This window comes from Verrucomicrobiia bacterium (assembly GCA_036405135.1).
Taxonomy (GTDB): domain Bacteria; phylum Verrucomicrobiota; class Verrucomicrobiia; order Limisphaerales; family JAEYXS01; genus JAEYXS01.
Genome location: DASWYF010000038.1, coordinates 49,428 through 65,204, shown reverse-complemented (window position 1 = coordinate 65,204; position 15,777 = coordinate 49,428). Strand labels below are relative to the sequence as shown.

15 protein-coding genes and 2 tRNA genes are annotated in these 15,777 nt (G+C 54.8%); 7 read left to right on the top strand and 10 right to left on the bottom strand.

Going from position 1 to position 15,777, the window contains the following annotated elements; translation table 11 throughout:
* Positions 1-12: 12 nt before the first annotated feature.
* The gene (locus tag VGH19_18845) at positions 13-1,740 is read right to left on the bottom strand and encodes a molybdopterin-dependent oxidoreductase (GenBank protein HEY1173433.1); all 1,728 of its coding nucleotides are present in this window, start codon (positions 1,738-1,740) and stop codon (positions 13-15) included.
* Positions 1,741-1,742: 2 nt separating this feature from the next.
* Entirely contained in the window at positions 1,743-3,170 is a 1,428-nt protein-coding gene (nuoF, locus tag VGH19_18840) for an NADH-quinone oxidoreductase subunit NuoF (protein HEY1173432.1), read from the bottom strand.
* A gap of 52 nt (positions 3,171-3,222) precedes the next feature.
* Here nuoF and VGH19_18835 point away from each other — a divergent pair.
* Positions 3,223-3,296 (top strand) — tRNA-Gln (locus tag VGH19_18835).
* Position 3,297: 1 nt separating this feature from the next.
* Here the strand turns inward: VGH19_18835 and VGH19_18830 are convergent.
* The 4 genes from VGH19_18830 to nuoB are packed head-to-tail and all read right to left on the bottom strand — an operon-like array spanning position 3,298 to position 6,236.
* Positions 3,298-3,786, bottom strand: coding sequence for an NAD(P)H-dependent oxidoreductase subunit E (locus VGH19_18830; GenBank protein ID HEY1173431.1), 489 nt, complete (start codon positions 3,784-3,786; stop codon positions 3,298-3,300).
* A gap of 21 nt (positions 3,787-3,807) precedes the next feature.
* Positions 3,808-5,076 carry an NADH dehydrogenase (quinone) subunit D gene (gene nuoD / locus VGH19_18825; protein ID HEY1173430.1) on the bottom strand — a complete coding sequence of 423 codons (1,269 nt, stop codon included), beginning with the start codon at positions 5,074-5,076 and terminating at the stop codon, positions 3,808-3,810.
* Positions 5,077-5,097: 21 nt separating this feature from the next.
* On the bottom strand, positions 5,098-5,679 hold the full coding sequence (locus VGH19_18820) for an NADH-quinone oxidoreductase subunit C (protein HEY1173429.1): 582 nt from the start codon (positions 5,677-5,679) through the stop codon (positions 5,098-5,100).
* 29 nt (positions 5,680-5,708) lie between these two features.
* Positions 5,709-6,236: an NADH-quinone oxidoreductase subunit NuoB gene (gene nuoB, locus VGH19_18815; GenBank protein ID HEY1173428.1), complete on the bottom strand. Its 528-nt coding sequence runs from the start codon at positions 6,234-6,236 to the stop codon at positions 5,709-5,711.
* Positions 6,237-6,492: 256 nt separating this feature from the next.
* Between nuoB and VGH19_18810 the strand changes: the two genes are divergently transcribed.
* Positions 6,493-7,461 carry an NAD-dependent epimerase/dehydratase family protein gene (locus tag VGH19_18810; protein HEY1173427.1) on the top strand — a complete coding sequence of 323 codons (969 nt, stop codon included), beginning with the start codon at positions 6,493-6,495 and terminating at the stop codon, positions 7,459-7,461.
* 137 nt (positions 7,462-7,598) lie between these two features.
* On the opposite strand, the gene VGH19_18805 is transcribed toward VGH19_18810, so the two are convergent.
* The gene (locus tag VGH19_18805; GenBank protein HEY1173426.1) at positions 7,599-8,354 is read right to left on the bottom strand and encodes a type II secretion system protein; all 756 of its coding nucleotides are present in this window, start codon (positions 8,352-8,354) and stop codon (positions 7,599-7,601) included.
* Positions 8,355-8,702: 348 nt separating this feature from the next.
* On the opposite strand from VGH19_18805, the gene VGH19_18800 reads away from it, so the two are divergent.
* Together VGH19_18800 and VGH19_18795 are read left to right on the top strand one after the other, a co-directional pair.
* Positions 8,703-8,787, top strand: a tRNA-Leu gene (locus VGH19_18800).
* 56 nt (positions 8,788-8,843) lie between these two features.
* Positions 8,844-10,445: a cyclic nucleotide-binding domain-containing protein gene (locus tag VGH19_18795; GenBank protein HEY1173425.1), complete on the top strand. Its 1,602-nt coding sequence runs from the start codon at positions 8,844-8,846 to the stop codon at positions 10,443-10,445.
* A gap of 13 nt (positions 10,446-10,458) precedes the next feature.
* Here the strand turns inward: VGH19_18795 and VGH19_18790 are convergent, their stop codons facing one another.
* Complete coding sequence (locus tag VGH19_18790) at positions 10,459-10,992, bottom strand: ribonuclease H-like domain-containing protein (protein HEY1173424.1); 534 nt, start codon at positions 10,990-10,992, stop codon at positions 10,459-10,461.
* A gap of 147 nt (positions 10,993-11,139) precedes the next feature.
* On the opposite strand from VGH19_18790, the gene pssA reads away from it, so the two are divergent.
* Complete coding sequence (gene pssA, locus VGH19_18785; protein HEY1173423.1) at positions 11,140-11,994, top strand: CDP-diacylglycerol--serine O-phosphatidyltransferase; 855 nt, start codon at positions 11,140-11,142, stop codon at positions 11,992-11,994.
* 53 nt (positions 11,995-12,047) lie between these two features.
* Positions 12,048-12,713, top strand: a complete 666-nt coding sequence (locus VGH19_18780) for a LysE family translocator (protein ID HEY1173422.1) — start codon at positions 12,048-12,050, stop codon at positions 12,711-12,713.
* Here VGH19_18780 and VGH19_18775 read toward each other — a convergent pair.
* The gene (locus tag VGH19_18775) at positions 12,615-13,517 is read right to left on the bottom strand and encodes an RluA family pseudouridine synthase (protein HEY1173421.1); all 903 of its coding nucleotides are present in this window, start codon (positions 13,515-13,517) and stop codon (positions 12,615-12,617) included. The two genes, VGH19_18780 and VGH19_18775, sit on opposite strands and share 99 nt — an antisense overlap.
* 20 nt (positions 13,518-13,537) lie before the next feature.
* Positions 13,538-15,193: a SurA N-terminal domain-containing protein gene (locus tag VGH19_18770; GenBank protein HEY1173420.1), complete on the bottom strand. Its 1,656-nt coding sequence runs from the start codon at positions 15,191-15,193 to the stop codon at positions 13,538-13,540.
* Positions 15,194-15,348: 155 nt separating this feature from the next.
* On the opposite strand from VGH19_18770, the gene VGH19_18765 reads away from it, so the two are divergent.
* Positions 15,349-15,732, top strand: a complete 384-nt coding sequence (locus tag VGH19_18765; GenBank protein ID HEY1173419.1) for a hypothetical protein — start codon at positions 15,349-15,351, stop codon at positions 15,730-15,732.
* Positions 15,733-15,777: the final 45 nt, after the last annotated feature.

Genomic DNA, 15,777 nt, shown 5'->3' with positions numbered 1-15,777 from the left:
GTCTCGCTCCGTCTAAATTTGAACAGTGACGCCCTTGTCACCGAGTGATGCCCAAGTGAGCCCGTTGAACGCAGGCACTTCCTTGGCCATCTGGTTGAACAGACCTTCGATGCTCACAAAGCCGTTCTGGCCCGTGACGTTGAACACGAGGTCATGGAGGAATTCCCATTCCGCACGCGCGTCACCCGGAGCTTCCACACCTTTCATAAATTTCTGCACGCGACCTTTCACATTCGTGAAGGAACCGCGCTTCTCCACATGCGCGCAACCCGGCAACAGGTAATGCGCCGCTTCCGTGGTCTTGTTCGGCAAGATGTCGCTGACGACCAACAGATCGAGCTTCGCGAGCAAGTCCGCGCTGATACCGTGCTTCGTCACGTCTTCACCGAAGACGATGAGCGTCTTGATGCCACCGTTCTTGATGCTTTCCGCGATCTTCGCGAGGTTTGCCCCGAGTTCTGCACCAGCGATGCCCGTGAGGCGTGCGCCGTTGCTGTTCGGGTTCTTATCCGCGCTGACCAGTAACTTGTCCCCTTCCCCGTTGCGCGCGACGGAATCCGTCAGCGCACCGGTCTTGGTGGCGATCTTCTTCAGCAGATAAAGCTCTTCATTGCTCTGGCGCGCCGAGGCGACGATCGCCACGGAACCATTCGCCGCCTTGCGCAACTTCTCAGAAATCTCACCGATGGCTGCCGTCCAAGAAACGCGCTCAGACTTGCCGCCCTGTTTCTTGATGAGTTGCGAGAGACGACCAGCGTGACCGATCCACTTGTAATTCAAGCGGCCGCTATCGCACATCCACGGTCCATTGACCGAGTCGTTTTCACGCGGCTCGTAGCGATAGACTTTGTTCTCACGCTGGCCAGCCACGATATTGCAGCCCGTGCCGCAGCTTGTGCAGACGCTCTTGAATTCCTTCAAGAACCACACGCGCATCTGGAAGCGGAAATCTTTCGAGGTCAATGCACCCACCGGACAGATGTCCACGGTGTTCAGGGTGTAGTTGTTGTCGAACTTCGTGCCCGGAAACGCTGCGATCGTGTTGTAGCTGCCACGATTCACGATACCCAGCTTGTCATCACCCACGATATCCTTCGTGAAACGGATGCAACGAGTGCAAAGCACGCAACGTTCGTCATCAAGAATGATCCGCGGTCCGAGATCCACAGCCTTCGGCTTGTGCACTTTCGGTTCCACGAACTTGCTCGCAGCCTGACCGTGTTCGACAGAATATTCCTGCAGCTTGCACTCACCGGCCTGATCGCAGATCGGGCAGTCTAGCGGGTGATTGATGAGCAGCGATTCCAAGACCGCCTCGCGCATCTGCTTCGTAGCGGCGGAACTCGGATAAATCTCCATGCCCGGCGAGATGGGCGTCGCACAGGCGATCGCACCACGCGGTGTGCTGGGCTCGTAAGGCAGAACGGACTTCGCGATCTTCGGCGAGCCGTCTTCGTTCAGCACGGGCTTGCGATCTGGACCGATCATCGGCGTGCCGAACTCGACGAGGCACATGCGGCAATTACCGGCGATGGGCAGCTTCGGATGGTAGCAATAATGCGGCACTTCACCGCCAGCGATCTGGCAGGCTTGCAGCATGGTGGTCGGCACCATCTTGCCCTGCCAATCAGGCAGCATCTTCGGCACATCGATGTCCTTGCCATCCACCTTGATACGAATCGTATCCGGCGGCGGCGCAGGAGCGGCTGGTTTCGTTTCCGTTGTCGCAGCGTTAGACATGGTCAGTGATTCGGGCTGGCGGCGATTTTCATTTCCTTCGACGGACCGGCTCCACCGTGTTTCGCCTCATCCGCCGCACCCTTCGCTTCAAAATCATCTTTGAACTTCTTCACAAAGCTCAGCACCGGCCAGGCGCACGCTTCGCCGAAGGCGCAGATCGTACGGCCCTGGATGTTCTGGGCGATGTTCAGGAGGTAATCCGCATCCTGCTTCCGGCCATGACCGTGGGTCATGCGGTGCAGGGCCTTGCTCATCCACAGGGAACCTTCACGGCACGGCGTGCATTGGCCGCAGCTCTCGTGCGCGTAGAATTCGGAGAGGTTCGCGAGCGCTTCCACGATGTCCACGGAATCATCCATCACGATGATAGCACCGGAACCGGACATGGTGCCCGCCTGCATGAGCGAATCGAAATCGTAAGGCAGATCGAGCAGATCGGTTTCCACGGTGACCATCTGGCCATCCGCGCCCTTTTTCTTGAGCTTATACTTCTCGCCCGCCTTCAAAATCTTGGAGGAAGAACCACCAGGAATGATGGCCTTCAAAGAACGCCCCGGACGCAAACCGTTGCCGAATTGCGGATCGAAAATCAGTTCGCCGATGGTGGCCTTGCCGACTTCCACTTCGTAATAGCCGGGCTTGTTCACCAGACCGCTCAAGCTCACGATACGCGTGCCGGTATTGTTCGGCGTGCCGAGCTTGGCGTATTCGCCCGCGCCCATCTTCATGATGTGCTTCACATGGCACAACGTCTCCACGTTGTTCACGATGGTCGGGCACATGTAGAGACCGAGCACTGCCGGGAAGTAAGGCGGCTTGATGCGCGGATAGGCACGCTTGCCTTCCAGCGATTCGATCAAGCCCGTTTCCTCACCACAGATGTAAGCACCCGCACCGCGATGCACGTAAATCTCGCACTCCACGCCCGTGCCGAGGATGTTCTTACCGAGGAAACCTTTTTCCCGGGCTTCCTTCAGTGCCTGATTCAAAATCTTGGCACCCTTCGGGAACTCGCCGCGGATGTAGATGTAGGCCAGCTTCACATCATTGGCAAAGCAGGACATCACCATGCCTTCGATCAATTGATGCGGATCTTTATGCAGGATCTGACGGTCCTTGAAAGTACCCGGTTCCGATTCGTCAGCGTTGCAGATCAGGTAGATAGGCTTGCCGCTCTTGCGGTCCACGAAGGACCATTTCAGGCCCGCCGAGAAACCGGCACCACCACGACCGCGCAGACCGGACTTCAGCACCTCGTCGCGGATCTGCTCCTGGGCGGTCATCTTCTTGCCGTCGGCCAAGTCCTTGACTGGCAGGGCGAGCGCCTTCTTCAACTCCTCGTAACCGCCGTGACGCAGGTAGCACTCGATATCCGGGGTGTAACCCGGCGAGTCGGCGTTCTTCAAAATTAATTTATATTCCTGCGGCATACAACAGCTTGACTAAAAACTGAAAACCACTACGTTTCTTCGCGCTCTGGATTGCCTGATGGTGTAACGGTAGCACAACAGATTCTGAATCTGTTTGTCATGGTTCGAATCCATGTCGGGCAGCCATTCATGAGCACTTCTTCAAAATTTCCTCAGCCTTTTCGTTGCTGACACTCTCGTAAAAGTCTTCGTTGCACATCATGACCGGTGCGGTTCCGCAACTGGCGAGACACTCCACGAATTCCACGGAAAACTTGCCGTCCTTCGACGTCTGCAAACCATGCTTGTGCGGGTCCATGCCGAACTTGCTGCACAAGTGATCGTGCAGCTTGTGCGAACCACCGAGCGCGCAGCTCAGCGTGCGGCAGACCTTCAACACGTACTTGCCCGGCTGTTCCTGACGGAACATCGGGTAGAACGTGACGAGTTCATACACGTTGATCGGCTGAAGCCCGAGCTTGCCGGCAATCCACTCGATGGCTTCCTTCGAGATGTAGCCATACTGCTCCTGCGTGGCGTGCAAAAGCATGAGCGACGCACTCCGTTTGTTCACGGGATAGTGCGAGATCAACTCATCGATCTCGGCTTCAAAACTGGCTGTAACCGTAAAACTCATGTTCAGTTTCCTCTGCAAAAACTAGCGGTCACACTCACCCATCACGAAATCGAGCGAACCCAAGATCGCGACCGTATCACTCATCATGTGGCCGGGCATCAACTCGGCCACCACGCTGAGGTTCACAAATGATGGAGCGCGGATCTTCAGGCGGAACGGCGTACCGCCGCCCTTGCTGCAAATGTAAAAGCCCAGCTCACCCTTCGGATTTTCCGCACCGAAATAGACTTCACCAGCGGGCGCGTTCTGGCCTTGCGTCACCAGCATGAACTGATGGATCAGCTCTTCCATCTTGGTCATGACCTTGTCCTTCGGCGGCAAAACGACCTTGCCATCCGGGACATTGATCGGACCACCGGGCAATTGATCCAAGCACTGGCGGATGATGCTCACGCTCTGACGCATCTCTTCCATGCGGACCAAGTAACGGTCAAAGCAATCACCCACGGAACCAATCGGCACCTCGAACTTCAGACGATCGTAAACCAGATACGGCGAAGCCTTGCGCAAATCGTGATTCACACCGCTACCGCGCAGGTTCGGGCCGGACAGACCGTAATCGATGGCCATCTCCTTCGAGATGACGCCCAAACCCTTCGTACGATCGATGAAGATTGGATTGCGCGTGAGCAATTGCTCGCTCTCATCGAAGTTCACCACGACTTCATCGCAGAACTGGCGGACCATATCCACCCAGCCCGGAGGAATATCACGCGAAAGACCACCGACACGCGTGTAGCTCGTCGTAAAACGCGCACCGGTCAGCGCTTCACAAATGTTATAAATTTTTTCACGTTCCGTGAATGTATGGAGGAACACCGTCAGCGCACCGACATCCATCGCGAAGGCGCCCAAGCCCAGCAAATGCGCCTGGATACGGCCCAACTCGCAGCAGATCACACGGATATATTGGCAACGCTCGGGGATCTGTTTTTCGATGCCCAAGAGCTTCTCCACCGCCATCACGTAGGCGACGTTGTTCGCCAAAGGAGCAAGGTAGTCCAGTCGATCCGTGTACGGGATGAACTGGTTGAACGTCATGTTCTCCGCGATCTTCTCGTCACCGCGATGCAGATAACCGACATCGGGAACCGCCTTGGAAATGATCTCGCCGTCCAGCTCCAGCAGGATGCGCAGCACGCCGTGCGTGGCCGGGTGAGACGGGCCCATGTTCAGGACCATCTTCTCGCCCACCATCTCGCCGTCTTCCGTCAATGTCGGCGAGTTCGCCAGCGCTTCAGCAGCGCGGGCGCTTGCGTCCTTAAATTCTATGTCTTGAACCGTGCTCATTCGCTTCGGCTAAAAAATCGGCTAATTCTGTTCTGGAATCCGTGCACGCGGCTCGCGGGCGATGGAGTCCTTGCCACCCGCCACCGTGACGAACGGGCCGCCTTCCAGCGGAGCGGGCTTGGTGAAGGCCACCGTCGGCAGATCACTCGGCTTGCCTGCCAACGGAAAGTCCTTGCGCAGAGGGAAATACGGATAACCATCCCACATCAAGATACGGCGCAAATCAGGGTGACCGGTGAACCGGATACCCATCATGTCGTAAATTTCACGCTCATGCCAGTTGGCCGTGCGCCAGACCGTCGTGACCGTCGGCAGTTCGGACTTCTCTTCACTGACGTTGGTTTTGAGGCGGATGTGCTGGTTATGTCCGATACCAGACAGCTCATAGACCACCGTGAAGCGCGGGTCATCGCCGTAATGGTCCAAGCTGCTGATATCAATGAGATAATCGAAGCCCAATTCCTTCTTAGCGAAGGCGCAGACTTCGGCAATCTTTTCAGCATCAGCCACTTGCACCGTGATTTCACCACGGAATTCAGCGGCTATGGTGAGCAAATCACCAAATTGCGCTTTTAACTTTTGTGCCAAATCCAATGCGGACATGGTAAGAAAACTTGTTGATTATCAGGCGCTTATGCGGCCTGTTTACCGGAAGTCGTGATGACCAAATCCTTCACCACGGGCTGCGTCTCAATCTTCTTTTGCAGCTTCATCAAAGCGTCGAGCAAAGCTTCAGGGCGCGGCGGGCAACCGGCCACATAGACATCCACCGGCACGATGTTATCCACACCTTGCAGTACCGCATAGCTGCGATACATGCCGCCTGTGGAGGCGCAGGCCCCCATTGCGATCACCCACTTAGGCTCCGGCATTTGGTCATAGATACGACGCACGGCCAAGGCCATCTTGTAAGTCACCGTGCCCGCAACAATCATCACGTCCGATTGACGGGGCGAAAAACGCATCACTTCCGCGCCAAAACGCGAAATATCGAAGCGGCTGGCACCGGCGGCCATCAATTCGATGGCGCAGCAGGCCAACCCCATGGGCATGGGCCAAACCGAGTTCTTGCGGAACCAGTTCAGCGCGGCATCCACGCGAGTGACGATCACTTCGCCTTCAACCTTCGAATTATAGCCAATTTCCGTGTTCGTTTGCATCAAACATCACCGGCATGTCCGGTAGGCGTTCCACTATGCCGCCGCACAACTTGGACGCAAGAAGTTTGTGATTTTTTTCACAAGCATTGGTTCAACTTAAACCCATCCTTGGATACTCTTCCGCTTTGAATAGGCATTTTTCGCCAGAAAACGCACTGGCACCCCGCCAAGTCTTGGGGCAACCTGAATCCACATAACTGAAATATCTCGGCGGTTTACGGCTCACCTGCCGGAACTGCCTCGACCAGCAGCACCAATGAACAATAGGGCAGGACACATAGTGGTAACGGGTGGAGCGGGATTTATCGGCTCCCATTTGGTGCATCGACTTTTGGCGGAGGGCGAAAAAGTGTTGGTGATCGATGATATTTCCACCGGGCGATGGGAAAATCTCTCAACACTCCGCGACCATCCAAACCTCAAAACTATCCAATCCCGGGTATCTGAACTGGGAGACTTGGAAGATCACGTGGCTGACAGCAGGCAAGTATTTCATCTGGCCGCCGCTGTAGGGGTTGAACTGGTCGTCCGCTCCCCCATCTATACGATTGAAAACAATCTGCGCGAAACGGAAGCCATCCTCACTGCCGCCAGCAAGCACAACACTCCAGTGCTCATCGCATCTACATCTGAAGTCTACGGCAAAAGCAGCAAACCAGAATTTTCAGAAGATGATGATCTGACTATCGGCCCTCCTCATTTGGGACGCTGGTCCTATGCCTGCTCCAAACTGATGGATGAATTCCTCGCGCTGGCTCATCACAAAGAGAAGCATCTGCCATCCACAGTAGTCCGGCTTTTCAATACCGTCGGGCCTCGCCAGACCGGCCGGTATGGCATGGTGCTGCCACGATTCATCACCTCGGCAAAGGCTGGAACCCCGATAGAAGTCTATGGCAATGGCGAGCAAACGCGCTGCTTTTGCTATGTAGGCGACACTGTAGAAGCGCTGTGGCGCCTCGCCCGCACACCATCTGCCATCGGCGAAGTAGTCAACATCGGCAGCACGGAAGAAATCTCCATTTACGCACTGGCGGACCGGATCATATCCATGCTCGGATCCAGATCTAAGATCGTTCTTAAAGCTTATAATGAAGTGTATCCCGCAGGTTTCGAGGACATGCTGCGCCGCAAACCATCCGTAAATAAACTCGAACGGCTAACAGGATTTCGCCCGCTTACTCCCCTGTCTAAAATCATTGAAGCGACCTCCCTTTCACTTTGACAGGCTGCTGGATCCAGAACGTTTGGGAAAACGCATCACCATCCCATTATAAAGTCCGTTTTTTCGATTTCAAAATAAGACAAAAAAAGAGGCACTCTTGCGAGTGCCTCTTGAAGAATCAGACTGATAAGGGCCGATTAGGGCGCACCAGTCGTATCGCTATGCGGGAAGTTGATGCGGTTCGCGTTCGCGCCGTATGACTGGCGGGAGAGACGCAGAGCTTCCTTCAAACGATCAGAGCTGGCCTGCTGAACGGAACCGTCAGCGAGAGCATAGTTACCAGCGTTGTCGTGGTGAGGCGCGATGTTGTTGGTCGCGAGCTCAGACCACTGAGCTTCCGGATTCGCAGCAGCGTCAACCGAGGTCAGCACCGTGTAATAGTTAGTGCCGGAAGCGAACACCATCAGGTTGTTCGTGCCCAAGTTACGGTCACCGGTCAGCAACATGTTCGGCTTGGTTTCGTCAGCTTCAACACCCACGAAATAGCTCACCGACTTGTTCGACTGGCTGGCGAGACCCAAGAGGTTGTTCGGAGAATCATCAACACCGAAGATCTGAGAAACGTTCGGCTGACGGATCACGTCACCAGGGCAGATCAGGATCTTGGTCGAGCCGAGCTCGTTGGAGATCATGAGGAAGTGACGGTAGGCCATGCGGTTGGACTGGGCGAACTTGTTCACGTCCAGCTTGCCCGGGAATTGCTGTTCATTGTCACCAGCAAACATCTTGAAGGACAGGGCGACCTGCTTCAGGTTGCTGGAGCACTTGATACGTTGGGCTTTGGCTTTGGCCTTGGCGAGCGCAGGCAGGAGCATACCGGCGAGAATCGCGATGATCGCGATCACCACCAGCAACTCAATCAGCGTGAATGCCCGATTACGACGAGTATACATAGGTTGGTTCATGGTTTTACTGGGTTGCGAGCGACACTATTTGTGTACTTAACAGACAGTGTCAACATTCATTTGAAAAATTATTAGCAGCGTCTGTGCCACCCCGAAAAACGGCCTTTTCCACGCGTACCAATCCAAAAGAAGCGGGAGTTTCACACATCGCGCGTGAAACTCGCCCCAAGCATCACCTGCACAAAAAAACGGCTCACAACAATTTTCAGGGTCGAAAGGCCCTGACAATAAAAACGTATGAATTTCACTTGCTCCAAAGCCGCTCATTCTCATAATTACCCGCACGTCATTTGAGACCGGACTCGTAAGAAAGCTCGGCGACAGATTACGGAATGTGCCCGCGTGGCGGAATTGGCAGACGCGCTAGATTCAGGTTCTAGTGAGTAACATCGTACAGGTTCAAGTCCTGTCGCGGGCACCACTAATTTTCATGCGCCGTTTAAACGGATACAGCGCTGGTTAACCTTTTTCTTTCCCATGGGATTAAACATCCGAGAAGCAACCCCTCAAGACGCACCACAATGGCTTGATTTGCTGCGCTCTGCGCTCGGGGGAGACTTCCCCGCTGCCGAGGTCTACGACATCAATTGGGTCACCAGTCAGCTTCAACCCGGTAGCGAGAACCGCACCTACGTCGCCGTATTGGATGGTAAAATCCAGGCAGCCATCTCCACTCTCGGACCTTCAGGTGCGACCGGTAATCCCGTCACCAATCTGGGTCGCAATCTTTTCCGCCCGGAAAGCCATCATAACGGTGCCGCTGAAGGCCTCCTGCGCCATATCGAAGACCTCAGCGCCAAAGAGAAGCATCTGATCGTCGTTCGCGTTCTGGCCTCGGATAACAGCCAGCAGATCCTTTTCGAGAAGCAGGGTTACGTTTGCGTCGGTTACCAACCGTTCAAGCACCTGCATCGCTCCCGTGAAGGCGTGCTGTTCTACGTCCATTTCTTCGGTGAAGTCCTCTCCACGCGTCTGCCCTTGTCCGATTCACTGCCACAGATCAGCGAATTGGCCCAAGCAGTCTTGGACCGCATCCAGTCCAGCACCCCCATCTCCGTACGTGATGGTGTCACAGGTTATCCGCTCAAGACGGAACTTACCTTCCACGAATCGACTGCGGATGATTTCGATCTCTGGCGCATGCAGGCCGAATCGGCCAATCCTTCGCCTGAAATCTCGGGATCATACAACCGCGGTCTTGGCTACCTACGCATGGCCAATCCTTCCCAGCTTCGGACCTACTTGGGTCAGAGGGATGAAAAAGTGGTCGCTGGCATCGCTTTCTATCTGGATGAACAGGATCGGTGCGTCCGCATCACAGATTCCTTCTCCTCAGACGATCTCTCGATGGGCTCCATGCTCCATCACGTGGTCAAAGTGGCTCAAGACCAGCTTAGCGCCGTCTATATTGAAGTGGACATCCTGATGTCCGCACCCCGCCTCTTGAAGAGCGCCGAACAGCTCGGCTTCGTCCCCATCGCCTATCTGCCGGCCTTTTATTCCAAGGCGGAACGTTATGCAGACGTGGTCAAGCTCGTGAAACTGAACATGGGTTACGCGCTCGAGAACACCTCTCTGACCACACACGCCCAAGGCATCGTCAAGATCGTCGATTACAACTTCCAAGACCAGAAGATCGGCGTCGCCATCATCAATCTGCTGCGCGGCCTGCCCATCTTCGAAGGTCTGGGTGATGGCGAATTGCGCAAGATCGCCCGCCTCTTCACTCAAAAACTCTACCGACCGGCAGAGCGCGTTTTCAGCAAGGGTGATTCCGGCAAGGAAGCGTTCATCGTCATGCGCGGCCAGGTGGACATCGTATTGGAAGAAAATTCCGCCCCGATCGCTTCAGTGACCAGCGGCCAGATCTTCGGCGAACTCGCCTTCCTTGATGGTGCTGCCCGCGGCGCTCACGCCGTGGCGAGCCAGGCGAGCATTCTCCTGGTGATTCAGCGCAGTGCGTTCAGCGAACTGGTCCAGCGCGAGCCACACTTGGGCATGGTGGTCATGCGCAATGTGGCCATGGACCTCTCTAACAAGCTGCGCCGCGCCAATACAGCTCTGTCACCCCGTCGCTAACAGTCGGCGGCTTTTACCAGCCCACGCCGACGGACATCTTGGTGCCGAACTTGTTGTTGTAAAACACCTGTTTGTTTGAAGCACCGTATTCGTGCACGAGCTTCGTGATCTTCACGTCGTAGCAGCAATATTCCGCGATCTCCATCATCTTGCCCTCACGGAACCACTTGATGGCCTGCAAGCCTTCAGCAGTCTTCTCCACACCCAATGAAGCGTGTGCGACTGAATCTAGGGACAGACGGTGCTGCAATGCCTTCTGCAGATCCACCAGCATATCCAGTGTGGGGATCTGCTTCAGATCCATCACCGTGTAGCCGTGCAACACTTCGTAATCGAAACGCAGATTGTTGAAGCCCACGACAAGGTCAGCGCGCATCAATTCCTTGATCAACTCGTTCACTTCCTTCTCACCGTAAATGCGGTAATCACCACGTGCCGTGCTGTAAGTGACACCCACACTCATCCGCATGTCGCGGATGTTGTTCCAGCCGCCGACTTCTTCGGCAGACTTCTGTGTTTCGAGATCGAAATAAACGATGTTCTTCATGACGGCTGCAAATCGCGCCCAATCTAGCGGCTGTTTGACAGACGAAAAGAAAAAGCAATGGAAAATACGTCTTTGCATAGCGCATGAACCGCGCATATCTTGAACTTGTAACACGGCTGGAGCCTCTCATGAAGCTCCTCCCCAGATATGTCTGCGCCTGATGTAAAAAAAGAGCCGACGGAGGATCCGGAGAAACTGAAGATTTATTTCCTGCCCAACCTGATGACGGCAGGCAATCTTTTCTGCGGTTTCTTGGCCATCACACGCATCGTCGAGGCGGATCTCACCGCCCCATATGACAATATCCGTCAGGCACTTTTTTTCATTCTGCTCGCGTGCATCTTCGACTTGCTGGACGGCCGAGTAGCCCGCATGGGTGGGCATGAAAGTCCTTTTGGACGCGAGTTCGATTCGCTGGCCGATGTGGTCTCGTTCGGCGTGGCACCTGCCTTTCTGGTGCATCGCATCGTGTTGCACGATGTGTTTGTGAACAATGCCCAGATCGGCTGGTTTATCGCCGCCATGTATCTCATATGTGGTGCTTTGCGGCTGGCCCGTTTCAACTGTCTGGCAGTAATGCCCAACCGGCCCGCTTCCGATGATTTCACCGGTTTTCCCATACCTGCTGCTGCTGGCGTGGTCGCCTCCTTGACGCTGTTCATCATGTGGATCGATGAAAAGGCCTTCATCGGCGGCAACTGGCGCTATGTGATGCCGTTCATCCTGGTTTTCCTCTCACTGATGATGGTGAGCGAAGTCCGTTACCCTTCGTTTAAGAAAATCAACTGGCGCACCAAACGGCCCTTCCACAAAATGGTCGCCATCATCTTGATCATCGCATTTTTTGTCTTCTTATGGGATAAACTTTTGCCGGTGGTGCTACCGCTGTTTTTTGTGTTGTATCTGCTTTACGGATTCATTCGCCCGCGCATCTCCAAACAGATGCGCCGTGATATTGAAGATGAGGAGGATGAGGATACCGGCCCTGAGAAATCAGCTTGAAGGACAGGCCGGGATTTTGATTTCAAATGATGGACTGGTTGCGCATACCGCCAATGTTACTGGCGTTCGTCACAGGATTTGCCACGGGATTTATCAGTTCGATCCCCGTGGGCCCGATCAATGTCACCATTGTTCAGGAAGGTGCTCAGCGCGGTTTCCGGTGGGCATTTTTCATCGGACTTGGTGCCGTGGTGATGGAAAGCATCTATAGTTTCGTGGGCTTCACTGGCTTTTCAGAACTCTTCACCTCCAAACTCCTCCGTTCCTGCTTGGAACTGGTGAGCTTTATCCTGGTGCTTTATCTGGGCATCCAGTTTTTAAGGGCAAAAAAATTAAGCGTAAATCCAGAATCAGTGGAACGTCTGGAAGAACGCATCGAAAGAAAAATCCATCACCCCACAGCGTTCTTGACGGGATTTATCCGCGTACTGGCCAACCCTGCCATCCTCCTCTTCTGGATCACCATCTCCGCCTCATTCATCTCCCATGAACTGGTGGCTCCGACTCTGCGCAGCAAGGCTTCCTGTGTCTTGGGCGTGGCGTGCGGCGCGCTTTCCTGGTTCACCATCCTTAGCTACGGTGTATCGCTGGGACACGGCAAATTCTCCGACCGCACCCTGCTACGCCTCTCCCACGTCTCCGGCGTCTTCATGCTCGGCATGGCCGTCATCATCGCCTACAAACTTGTTCTTCTTCTCTGGCGGGCGCACCATCAGTGACGCACCACCGACGAATTGACGGAGATATTTCACCGCCACCTTCAGGTCCTTCGGCCACTCCGCTTCCACTGTCACCTCCGTCTTGGTGACGGGATGGGTAAATGTCAAAGACTCGGCGTGCAATGCTACACGCCCCATCAAAGGCTTCTCCTGAGTCCCCTTCCCTGGCCGATAAGCACGCTTGATCTGCGAGAGATAAAGCGGCTGTCCGCTATACACTGTATCCGCCACGATAGGCATTCGTGCCCAGCAAAGATGCACGCGGATCTGGTGAGTTCTCCCCGTTTTCGGCAGGCAACGCATCAGCGTGTAGCCGCGATACAATTCCCGGACCTCGAACTTAGTGAGGCTCTTCTTTCCCTGCCTTGGAGCCACCCGCATCAAGCCGGGACGCCGGTCATCCGGAGCCAGTTTCTGATCCACCTGAAACTCGCGCTCATATGGCGTGCCATGGACTAGTGCCACATAGACTTTGCCGGTTTTCTCAGAACCGAACTGATTGGCCAGATCGACCAGCGCCGGCTTGTTCTTGGCCAGCAAGATCACGCCGCTGGTCTCAAAATCAAGACGATGGGCGTTAGACAGGTAGGTGAGACCGCGTTCCCTGGCCCAAGGTGCCTGACGTTCAATCCCCTGATGCAGAAGACGCATCAAGTTGGGGCGATTCGGATCGTAGCGGTCCGGAGAACTCAGCAACTGGGCGGGCTTGTCCACCGCCAGCAGATGTTCATCTTCGTAAACAACTGGGATCTCCCACGAGAGGCGCAACTCCGGCGCACTCAATCGAATCGCCGGATTGCTCATAAACTTTGCACTGGTTCAGGCTACTTTTCCGAACCCACGCCAGCGTTCAGCAACTGGCCGGTCATCCATTCGTTGTAAACAAGGCTGGCCTGCCGGGAGCGAAGCGTGGTAAGATACTCTTTGAATTCCGACTTCATCTTGGTCTCATCCGCCGGCAGAAACTTCTCCACCAACAACACAAACCCCCCGTCTCCGGATGAAACAAAACCGCTGCTCTCACCGGCTTTGTGCGCAAAGGCTGACGAACGGTACTGGAACGGCGAAATACGCAGCGATTCCAGCTCCGGGACCGCACCGCTTTGACGACCAAACGGAGCCACATTCACAACCGATGCTTTATGCTCTTTGGCGATATCAGTGAATTTTTTCCCGGCAGCCAGTCCATTTGTCACCGCCTGGCCAAAATTGATTCCTGCCTCACGGGCAAGCTGCATCGCGCGATGCTGGACATAATCCGCCTCCACCTTTGCCTTCACCACTTCAAACGGCTGTGGCATGGAAGGCAACCGGTTCTTGAAGGCGATTACATAAAAATCATCCCCTGAACGGACCGGCTCCGGCGCAAACGGCTGCTGGTTGTTCAGCGCAAACGCCTGCTGGGAAAACTGCGAAGACTCCTTGATGCCTTTGGGGCCGTCCAAGGCGGAAAACGGTTCCGTCTCGAAAACCTTGAAACCTTTCCTCCCGGCCAGACCGGCCAGGTTGCCAGCGGACAATGGCTCCATCTCCTGCAGTTCAGCCGCAAATTCATAGGCTTTTTGCTGGGCGATACGGGATGCCTCCTCTGTGCGTGCTTCATCGCGGATCTTTTCCTTCGCCTTGTCTGCAGACAAAATCACGCCCTTCTCATCGGTGAAGGAATTACTGCCGCGCTGCTTGTAAATCTGCTCCACGATCGCGTTCAGATTGGTGTTCTTGACCATGAGTGATGCGGCCTCGGCCAGATAATTTATCGATTCGAAAGTCACATAGGAAACCTGCACCCGCGTGGGCAAATTGTAATTTGCCACTTGGTTGCTGTAATACTGGGTCAACGCTGCCGGGTCGATGCCTACCTTGGCCTTGGCCACATAATTGGTAGCCTGAAAGGATACAGTTTTGGTTTCCACCCGCTGGTTTTCAAAACGATAGGCAGCCTCCGCCATCGCAGGCGTCACCAAGCGTCCCCCTGAACTGTGCAAAGCACCTAATTGCGCTCCGCCCAGTTCGTGCTGCAAAAAGCGGCGGAAATCCGCATCTGTCAATCCCTGCGGCTTGAGGCGTTGCTCGATAAAGTTGTTGTAAGCATCCCGGATGCTGGTTTGACCGTCTCCGCGAAAAAGCTGCGCCACCTGTTTGGCCACCGCTTCCTCGCCCACAATCATATTACCCTCTTTCAGGCGTCGGGCGAGCATGATGCGCTCCATGGTTTGCTGCTCCAATTTCCAGCCCATTTGCTCCGCCATGGAACCTGCCCTCGGCCAGTCACGGAAACGGAAGAAATGCGTCAGCATCGCCTCATTACGCGCATTCATATACTCAGACCGGGTGACCGGGCGACCGTCGATAGATCCAAACGAAGCGCTTTCTCCACCACCCAAGTGCGAGCGGTCGGTGAAGAATATCACGAAACTGGCGATGACCAGCAGGATAAAAACCATCGCCAGATACTGATGCCGTCTAATAAATGAAAACATATATGACCAAAAATTGAGCGGGAAAGGTATCGGCCAGCGGCGATCATGGTCAACCGGTTTTTCCATCCCTTTTGGGTAATTTTAACATTCCCAACCCTCTAAGGCCAAATCCACCTTTACAATACTTCGCCCCATATGACAGGCTTGGCTGAAATATGGGTTTCACTAGCAAAGCATTGACGTTGGGGCTGCTGGCCTTGGGCCTGACCGGTTGCACCTCCAGTTCCATCGTCAACCTCACGCCGAAACAGCAACCGCGCAATAATTCCGGCCTGTACCTCATCGAGGCTGAATGGCGAAGCAACCAGCGCAGCATACGCTATGATACCATCGCCCCAAAGGTCATCGTAGGTACCAACGAATACGCCATGCGGCAAACCCAGCTCCTCACCAACCGATGGGAAGCCTTGGTCCCCGTCGCGAATGACGGCAAGTTCCTGAATTACCATTACAAATTCGACTTCAAATACACAACCGTTCCCACCCGGCTGAACGACAGTAAAGTATCCCCGCCCTATCAGTTGAAGATCGTGGAATAGTCAGTTTGAATCATTTCAAAAGCAAAAAGGCCGCTCCTTGGAGCG

Bases quoted from the DNA above. Each gene is read 5' to 3' on its own strand.
- VGH19_18845 (HEY1173433.1), bottom strand. From the start codon at position 1,740: ATGTCTAACGCTGCGACAACGGAAACGAAACCAGCCGCTCCTGCGCCG.
- nuoF (HEY1173432.1), bottom strand. From the start codon at position 3,170: ATGCCGCAGGAATATAAATTAATTTTGAAGAACGCCGACTCGCCGGGT.
- VGH19_18830 (HEY1173431.1), bottom strand. From the start codon at position 3,786: ATGAGTTTTACGGTTACAGCCAGTTTTGAAGCCGAGATCGATGAGTTG.
- nuoD (HEY1173430.1), bottom strand. From the start codon at position 5,076: ATGAGCACGGTTCAAGACATAGAATTTAAGGACGCAAGCGCCCGCGCT.
- VGH19_18820 (HEY1173429.1), bottom strand. From the start codon at position 5,679: ATGTCCGCATTGGATTTGGCACAAAAGTTAAAAGCGCAATTTGGTGAT.
- nuoB (HEY1173428.1), bottom strand. From the start codon at position 6,236: ATGCAAACGAACACGGAAATTGGCTATAATTCGAAGGTTGAAGGCGAA.
- VGH19_18810 (HEY1173427.1), top strand. From the start codon at position 6,493: ATGAACAATAGGGCAGGACACATAGTGGTAACGGGTGGAGCGGGATTT.
- VGH19_18805 (HEY1173426.1), bottom strand. From the start codon at position 8,354: ATGTATACTCGTCGTAATCGGGCATTCACGCTGATTGAGTTGCTGGTG.
- VGH19_18795 (HEY1173425.1), top strand. From the start codon at position 8,844: ATGGGATTAAACATCCGAGAAGCAACCCCTCAAGACGCACCACAATGG.
- VGH19_18790 (HEY1173424.1), bottom strand. From the start codon at position 10,992: ATGAAGAACATCGTTTATTTCGATCTCGAAACACAGAAGTCTGCCGAA.
- pssA (HEY1173423.1), top strand. From the start codon at position 11,140: ATGTCTGCGCCTGATGTAAAAAAAGAGCCGACGGAGGATCCGGAGAAA.
- VGH19_18780 (HEY1173422.1), top strand. From the start codon at position 12,048: ATGTTACTGGCGTTCGTCACAGGATTTGCCACGGGATTTATCAGTTCG.
- VGH19_18775 (HEY1173421.1), bottom strand. From the start codon at position 13,517: ATGAGCAATCCGGCGATTCGATTGAGTGCGCCGGAGTTGCGCCTCTCG.
- VGH19_18770 (HEY1173420.1), bottom strand. From the start codon at position 15,193: ATGTTTTCATTTATTAGACGGCATCAGTATCTGGCGATGGTTTTTATC.
- VGH19_18765 (HEY1173419.1), top strand. From the start codon at position 15,349: ATGGGTTTCACTAGCAAAGCATTGACGTTGGGGCTGCTGGCCTTGGGC.